The organism is Coriobacteriia bacterium, from assembly GCA_031292615.1.
GTDB lineage: Bacteria > Actinomycetota > Coriobacteriia > Anaerosomatales > JAAXUF01 > JARLGT01.
The window spans coordinates 1-8,166 of record JARLGT010000005.1 but is presented as its reverse complement, the minus strand read 5'-3'; the positions used below and the strand labels follow the sequence as shown (position 1 = coordinate 8,166).

6 protein-coding genes and 1 pseudogene are annotated in these 8,166 nt (G+C 65.9%); 1 reads left to right on the top strand and 6 read right to left on the bottom strand.

Annotated elements, in window-relative coordinates:
- The coding region (locus P4L93_00290; protein MDR3685390.1) for a LysR substrate-binding domain-containing protein at window positions 1-593 on the top strand (593 nt) is incomplete at its 5' end.
- On the opposite strand, the gene P4L93_00285 is transcribed toward P4L93_00290, so the two are convergent.
- From P4L93_00285 to P4L93_00260, 6 genes and pseudogenes are all read right to left on the bottom strand, one after another.
- Window positions 590-1,213 carry an SDR family oxidoreductase gene (locus tag P4L93_00285; GenBank protein ID MDR3685389.1) on the bottom strand — a complete coding sequence of 208 codons (624 nt, stop codon included), beginning with the start codon at window positions 1,211-1,213 and terminating at the stop codon, window positions 590-592. The two genes, P4L93_00290 and P4L93_00285, sit on opposite strands and share 4 nt — an antisense overlap.
- A 15-nt stretch (window positions 1,214-1,228) precedes the next feature.
- Window positions 1,229-2,146 (bottom strand): hypothetical protein, encoded by a 918-nt coding sequence (locus P4L93_00280; protein ID MDR3685388.1) that lies wholly within the window; start codon window positions 2,144-2,146, stop codon window positions 1,229-1,231.
- A 114-nt stretch (window positions 2,147-2,260) separates the two neighbouring features.
- Complete coding sequence (locus P4L93_00275) at window positions 2,261-4,915, bottom strand: copper-translocating P-type ATPase (protein ID MDR3685387.1); 2,655 nt, start codon at window positions 4,913-4,915, stop codon at window positions 2,261-2,263.
- Between the two features lie 891 nt (window positions 4,916-5,806).
- A pseudogene (locus P4L93_00270) lies at window positions 5,807-6,559 on the bottom strand (heavy-metal-associated domain-containing protein).
- Window positions 6,560-6,786: 227 nt separating this feature from the next.
- Window positions 6,787-7,350: a cupredoxin domain-containing protein gene (locus P4L93_00265; protein MDR3685386.1), complete on the bottom strand. Its 564-nt coding sequence runs from the start codon at window positions 7,348-7,350 to the stop codon at window positions 6,787-6,789.
- A 35-nt stretch (window positions 7,351-7,385) separates the two neighbouring features.
- On the bottom strand, window positions 7,386-8,166 hold a 781-nt coding region (locus P4L93_00260; GenBank protein MDR3685385.1), incomplete at its 5' end, for a sulfite exporter TauE/SafE family protein.

Sequence of the window (8,166 nt, the reverse complement as noted above, 5' to 3'; positions counted from 1 at the left end):
TGCACGTCTCGATGGTCGACCTGGAGCCCGAGGAGTCGCTGCCGGCGCTCAAAGCTGAGGACCTAGACCTCGTCGTCACCTACGAGTGGAACGTGTTGCCTCGGCTGGAGGACCCAGGCGTCGAGCGCGAAGAGCTGCTCTGCGAGCCGGTCTACTTGGCGCTTCCCGCCAACAGCCCGCTGGCGAGCCAGGCCGAGGTGCGCGTGGCAGATCTTCGCGAGCAGGAGTGGATCGTGGGCCGCGACTCCACCTCGATGCTCGACCTCGTGGTAGCCGCGACTCGCCGAGAAGGCTACGAGCCACGCACCGACTTCCACTCGATGGACTTCCAGGTCATCCTGGCGGCCGTCGGGGCGGGGCTCGGCGTGGCGCTGGTACCGCCGCTGGCCCTGATCGGCGAGTATCCCGACGTCGCAATCAAGAGCATCGTCGACCTGCAGCTCGACCGCACCATCTGGGCGACCATCCGGCGCGGCAGCAGCGGCAATCCGGGAATCGCCGCCGTGTTGGGTTCGCTTCGCGAGGCGGCGGCACGAATCTCGGTGCGCATCCCACGCTCTGCCAAGGAGCAGCCGAGCAGCCCTCTGGGCTAGCTCGCGATGACGACCGCCCGCCGCCAGTAGGTATCGGTCTCAAGCGATTTGACCACGAGCGAGGCCACGTCGGCACGCGAAACCTTCTTGCCATCGGACAGCGGAGACCCATCGAGTGAGAACCGGTAGTGGCCGGTGGCTGGCGTATCTGACAGGCCCACCGGCCGCACGATCGTCCAGTCGAGGTCAGACGCCATGATTCGCCGCTCCATCGCCTCGAGGTCGTCGTAGGTACCACGAAGGGCTGAGGCGACGAGCAGGCGACGTCCAATGGAGAGCTTCGGGCTGTTGCGCTCGAACGCGCCGGCGCAGCTGACTGCCGAGAGGCGGTCGACGCCCTTCTCGGCCATCGCGTAGATGACGTTGGCAATGCCGGCTTCTTGAACGGCGGTCCCACCGAGCGAGGTGGAGAGGGCGAAGGCAATGGCGCTGTGCCCGACGACTGCCTCACTCACGGCTGCGACGTCGCGCACGTCCCCTCGCACGACGCGCAGCCGCTCGTGTTGCAGCTCCAGCGTTCGCTTGTGGACGAAGGCGGTGACTTCGTGGCCGTGGCCTAAAGCCTTGGACACAACGAGCCTGCCGGTTCTACCGGCGGCTCCGAAAACGAGCAGACGCATGATTCCTCCGGGGGCCTATGGTGCGCGCGGTACTGGTAATTGGGCCGTCTGCCCCCCGGCAACATACGGCTGGTCAATGCTGATTCCGACACCGGTATTCGAGTACTCGAACTGGCCTGGCTTACCTAGATCCGCATGAAGTGTGGCGGCCAGCCGAAGATGCCTAGCAGATGCTTGTATCGGCACGCTGACCGCCCGAGACAATCCCGGCGGCAGAAGCGTTACGCCGACGATATCGCCGGGAGGTCCACTGGTTGTGACGACGCTGACCGCAAGCCACGACTGCCCGATGACTTTGACGTAGTTCGCGACGATTTCGGTGCCGTCGGGATTCCAGGTGATCGGGCCGATCGTCGCATCCGTGGAGCCCACATTCGTGGTCAGAGGCGTGATTGTGAAAGGATAGTCCACGACCATGCCGTCGGCGATGTATGGCCGGTCGGCGCTCGCTCCAGCGGCAGTACCGCCTTTGCCGCCGGAGGACATCTGGTCGCCGTACTCAAGCACTCCCGGCGTGCCAAGGTCCGCGACAAGAACGGCAACGGCCGCATGCGGCTGCGCAGTGGCTTGGATCGACACCGGGACGTTGGTGAACTCTCCAGCATCGACGTGCTTCATCCCCAGGATCGCCCCAGGATTCCCGACGCCGGAACCGGCGCGAACAACAACCCACGAGGGACCGGGGGCTCTGACCCAGTCGATCGTGACCGTCGCCGTCACGGCCACCTGGTCGGAAACCTTGAGCCCGGCCTGATCGCTGTTGACTGCAATGCCGTCGACAGGAAGCGAGCCCGCGGACCACGCGACCAGGGATAGGAGGGCAATCTCGGCCACCAAGATCCCGATGACGAGTGTGCGCTTCCATGTGAACCATCCTGTGATGACGAACGACCTCCCCAGACCAGCGAGCGCGGACGCAGGCTGAACCGACACGCCCCCGCTGTTGCCGCAACCACGCCGAGCGAATACAGCTTACTGCAGCCTAGGTATCCCGACTTCTTTCCATGTCGCCCAACGAAAACCTCGGATCGTCCGATCTACGCCAAGCTAGTCGCCAGCGGGAGCCAGCTGCCCGTCTCCACGGCGCTTCCTAGGCGGAGGCTCGGCGGCGGCAAGGCTCGGCTTGAATCGGCGGAGCAACAGAGAGTTGGTAACCACGCTGACGCTTGAGAACGCCATGGCGGCACCCGCAATCCACGGGAACGGCGAGAGCAGACCGACGGCCGCAACCGGGATGAGCACGGTGTTGTAGCCCAGCGCCCAGACGAAGTTCTGGCGAATCTTGTTCATGGTCGCTCGGGAAAGCTCGATGGCTGTCACCACGTCACGTAGGTCGTTCTTGATGAGCACGATGCCGCCGGTCTCCATCGCCACATCAGTGCCGGCACCCATGGCGACGCCCACGTCGGCCTGAGCCAGCGCTGGCGTGTCGTTGATGCCGTCGCCCACCATCGCGACCGTCAGGCCCTCTGCCTGCAGCTTCGCGACCTCCTCGGCCTTGTGCTCGGGGAGCACCTCCGCGAGGACCTGGTCGGCGGGAATGCCCGCCTCGCTGGCGATCGCCTCGGCGGTACGGCGGTTGTCGCCAGTGATCATGAACACCTTGACGCCAATCCTCTGCAGGCGCGTGACGGCCTCGGCGGAGTTTGGCTTGAGCGTGTCGGCCACGGCAATCATGCCGGAGAGCGTCGTGCCGTCCACGCCGACGAACATGACGGTCTTGCCCTCGTCCTCAAGCTTGGCAATTTGCGCTTCGTACTTCGCGATGCTGATGCCGTCGCGCGCCATCAGCTTGCGGTTGCCAAAGGTCACCGGCCTGCCGTCGACCATGCCCTGGACGCCATGACCCGGAACCGCCGAGAAGACCGCGACGCGCGGCAGCTCGATTCCGTCGGCCTTCGCGCGGTTGACCACGGCCTCGGCCAGCGGGTGCTCGGAGTTGCGCTCCAGCGCGGCGGCCAGCGCGAACATGCGGCGCTCGTCGGATCCCGACGCAAGCACGACGTCGGTGACCTCGGGCTTGCCGTGCGTGAGCGTGCCGGTCTTGTCGAAGACTATCGCCTTGATCTTGTAGGCGGTCTCAAGGGCCTCGCCGGACTTGATGAGGATGCCGTTCTCGGCGCCGCGGCCGGTGCCGACCATGATGGCGGTCGGTGTGGCCAGGCCGAGAGCGCAGGGACAGGCGATTACGACGACCGCGATGCCGGCCAGAAGCGCGGCGATCCACCAGCCATTGGCGGCGGCAGCGGTCACAATGGGTGCGAACAGGAAGAACACGTGCGATGCGTCCGGCCTTGCACCGAAGATCGCGGGCCCGCCGAACCCCCAGAACAGAAACGTGAGCAGCGCAGCACCGATAACGAACGGCACAAAGACGGCGCTGATGCGATCCGCGAAGCGCTGAACCGGCGCCTTGGAGCCCTGCGCGTCCTCGACTAGGCGCACAATCTGGGCCAGCGCCGTATCGGCCCCGACCTTGGTCGCGCGGAACTTGAAGCTGCCCAGCTTGTTGAGCGTGGCGCCGATGACGCTGTCGCCCTCGAACTTCTCGACCGGTAGCGACTCTCCTGTGAGCATCGACTCGTCGACCGCCGAGCCACCCTCGATGACGACGCCGTCGACCGGCACCTTCTCACCGGGGCGAACGACCACGACGTCGCCCACCACCACGTCCTCGACGAGGATGTCGAGTTCTTCGCCACCGCGCACGACCCGCGCTGTCTTGGCGGCCAGCCCCATGAGCTTCTTGATCGCATCCGAGGTGCGGCCCTTGGCCTGCGCCTCGAGCAGCTTCCCCATGAGCACGAAGGTGATGAGCAGCGCGCTGGTCTCGTAGAAGGACGGCTCCAGTTGCAGCGCCGGGATGAACGTGGCACCCACGCTGTAGAAGTACGCTGCGGAGGTTCCGATGGCCACGAGCAGGTCCATGTTGCCGGTCATGCGCCGAAGAGCGTGATACGCGCCCTTGTAGAAGCGGGCGCCGGCTACGAGCTGCACGGGCGTGGCCAAGGCGAACATCAGGTATTTGCTCACCATCATCGGATCCCACGTGCCGCCGAAGGTGTTGGCCAGGAACTGGGACAAAGCCATGGGCACGGCGGTCATGAACGGTGGGATCATCGCGATGATCAGCAACGGCACCGCGAACAACAGTGAGAACGAGAACATAAAGACTTCGCGTGCGTAGGCTTTGGCCTGCGCCTCCGCCTGCACGTCGATGGTTCCGGTCCGCCCGGGCACCGACTCGACCTTGACTACGGCGTCGTAGCCGGCGCCGCGGACTGCCGTGATGAGCTCATCGATGCCCACGACGTTAGGATCGAACTCGACCAGACCGGTGTTCGAAGCCAGGTTCACGTTCGCGCTTTCAACTCCTGGCACCTTGACGAGCGTCTTCTCGATAACGGTCGCGCACGACGAACATGTCATGCCGATAAGCCCGAGCGTCACCCTTCCTGGCGCCTCGGCGGCCGTTGCCGGCCCGCCAAGTAGCGTCGCGCTGTAGCCGAGGTGGTCGATCGTCGCCTCTATGCCAGCCGCGTCGATGACGTCGGCGTCGTAGGTCACAGAGAGCCGCTCGGTAGCCAGGTTCACGACAGCCGAATCGACTCCAGCCGTCTTGCCCAGCACCTTCTCGATGATCGCCGAGCAAGACGCGCAGCTCATGCCACCCACGGCGAACGTAGCCTCGCTGAACGACACGGGAGCGGTGATCGTTGCGGCGGCACCTACCGATGGTGCCGAGTCTTCGCCTGCAAGTTCTGGAGGAAGGATGGGGCAGGTGGGTTCCGAGGCGGCGACCGGCTCTTCAGCCAGCCGAGGCTCCGCCGAGGCGACCAACGCCTTCTCCGGCTCGGATGTCATCTCGGACTGTGGTTTCGGCTCCCGCTTCTTGGGCGTCGACTTCGGCTTGCGCCACCAGCCCACAAGCCCGGCTGCAGCAACGGATGCGGCCGCGGTCTCGGCGGCAACTTCTTCGACCGGCCGGGGCTCCGGCTCGACCTCGGGCTCTGGCTCCGGCTCGACCTCGGGCTCTGGCTCCGGCTCGACCTCGGGCTCTAGCTCCGGCTCGACCTCGGGTTGGGGCTGCGGCTCGGCTTCCACCGCGGTCGGTGCTGTCTTGGGCTTGCGCCACCAGCCGACCAGTCCGGCTGCGGCTGGGGCCGCTGCGGGCTCCTCGGCGATGGGCTCGGGCTCGGCGATCGGGGCCGCTGGGAATCCTGGCTCGGGCTCTGCCGGCGCCTCGGGTTCCTGGACTGGTTCCGCCTCGATTGTGGGCTCGGCGAGCGCCGACGATGACTCTCGAGCTGCGAGGGGCTCCGGCTCCACTTCGGCCACGGGTTCCTCGGCCGTGATGGCCGACGGCTCGGGTGTGACCTCGGGCTGCGGTGTGGGCTGGTGCGAACGCCTAAGAATGCCGCGGCCGACGGGCTTCTCGGCAACTGCCGCGGCCATTGCGGTCGCAGCACTGGAGGCGGCCGACGCGGGGATGACGGGTGACTCGGCGACGCGCGGCGCACTGCCAGATGCGGGCAGTTCGTCGACGAAGCCCACTTGGAGCACGAACGGGTTTCCAGGAGTGAAGCCAGCGGCTGACACCGCGGCAGCCAGATCGCGGGTGTGGACCTCGCGGTCGAGGTACACCGTCACCGTCTGAGCGGGGGCATCGCCGACCGCCGCGGCGACGCCTGGAACTCGCAACGCCTCCATGGTGACGAGCTTCTCGCAGGCGTCGCAGTGCATACCCTCGGCACGGAGTCGGAGTCGCCGATAGCGCTGGGAAGCGGCTTCGGGCAGATTGCCGGAGTCATCCCGAGGTTCGCCCGCCCCGGGCGAGTTCAGTCTCGCGGCGGAAACGTTCGCCTCAACGGCCGCGAGCACCGAGCTGGATGCTGGGCGCGATGTGTCCGCTTCGGGCTCCGGCAGGGGAGCCGCCGCCGGCTCAGACTCGGACTCGGAAAGTGACGCCAGCAGAGACTCGGCCGCGATTGCAGCGGCCGCCACCTCGCGTGCCGGCGCCGGTTCGGGTTCGCGTGCCGGCTCTAGTTCCGGCTCTAGTTCAGGTACCGGTTCTGGTTCTGGTTCTGGTACCGGTGCGGGCACCAGCGGTGGCTGCGGTTCCGGCACTGGTTCTGGTTCTGGCGCTGGCTCGGGTTCAGGCTCTGGCTCTGGCACGACGGCGACGGTCGTGACCTCCCGCTCCGGTTCCTCAACGACCCCGACTGTCTCGGAGTCGACCTTCGAGGCAGCGATAGGCAACTCTACCGTCGCGGCGTCGATTGGATTGTTCGTCACGACCTCGGGGATGCCCGGGACGAAGTCGGCGCGGACGACAGCCTTCAACATCTCGTCGATAGAGGCGTCGTCGCGCGCGAAGATGGTCACTCGGCCGTCTTCGTGATTGGCTACGACAGCTTCGACTCCGGGGATGTCACGCAGCCATACGGACAGCTTCTGCTCGCACGAGTGGCAGCGCATGCCCTCGGCACGAAGCTTCACGATCATGATTCCAGCTGCTTGAGACACGTCCTCACCCCCAAGGCTTGCGAGTCTGCAGATGCATCATCCCACACCTACTCGACGACAATCTTGCCGTGAACCATGTTCATGCCGCATGCGAAGTCATAACTCCCCGCCTGCGGGTTCTTTATCGTCACAACCTTCGGTCCAGCTGAGAGGTCCTCGGCAAATCCTAGGGCCTGCGATTGAACCCGCGAGGTGCAGCCCTGGGCCGCGCTGAAGGTGATCTGCGCGGGAACTCCGACCTTGAGGTGAATGATGTTGGGCGCGTAAACGGTAGTGACCGTCACGTTGATCGCCTGAACGCCGCCGGCCATCTTGGCCGTCCCCTCGACTGCAGGGCCGGAAACCCCGTTGGGTGACGCCTGCGCCGATGATCCGCCGCAGCAGGCACAGCCACCCGTGGTCGAGTTCGAGCCCACGCTTCCAGCAGCGGAGGTGGCGCTGGTCCGCGAGTTCGAGGTCGGGACGGGCGCACTCGACGCTTGGGCGACCGATGCCCGCCCGCGATTGGACTGCGCGAACTTGTAGACGCCAAAGAAAGCGACCACCACCAGCCCGCCGATGATCAACCAGCGGGCGATGTCGCTTCCGTTCGTTGTGTCCTGAGAGGTCATTGTTCGGGGCTCCTGTCTGAATGAGATGAATCGACCTAGCGACGCCGCTTGCTCGGCGACGTCGCCGGGGCGGGCTGCGGACGACGACGAAGCAGAAGTAGCGCGCCGAGAGCGGCGACGAGAGCGACGAGCAACCACACCATCGGCGAGAGTCCACCGGCGCTCGAACCCCCAGCCCCGCCGACCAGCAGCTGGCCAGACATCATGCCCATGCCACACGTCATCGAGTACGTCCCTGCCCTCGTTGCCGGCAGGTCGACGGTCGTGACGCCGTTGGCCTTGAGGTCCTTCGTGACTCCCAACTGCGGGAATACGATCTGCGACGAGCAGGCGACGTCCTCGTTGCGAGTAACGACGAGCCGGATAGGCTTGTCGGCGGGGACGCTCAGGGCGGCGGGCTCGTACTTCGTGTTGGTGATGGAAAGCGGGACCTCCACGACGCCGTCGGCGCCGGTCTTGAAGTTGCTGGCCGTCGCGGCCGCGGGTCCGCCGAGTACGGCGGTCTTGACCGTGTTCGAGTTGACCGGGAAGCCGACGAGCATGGCCGTGCGGTTCAAGAACACGAGGCCGAGGCCCATCACGATGAACGCGAGCACGAACGTCATGCGACGCTTCCAGTCGGCTGGGATCAGGCTCGAAGCCATGCCGAATGCGAACAGCAGCGGTAACGTGCCCAAGCCGAAGGCGAGCATCGTGAGCCCACCATACAGCGCGCTGGCGGTCGAGGCTGCGGCAAGTTCGGCGGCTTGGAGAGGTGCGCACGGCATCAGGCCGGTCAGCAAGCCGAACGCAATGGGAGTCGCAATCGAGCTCTGT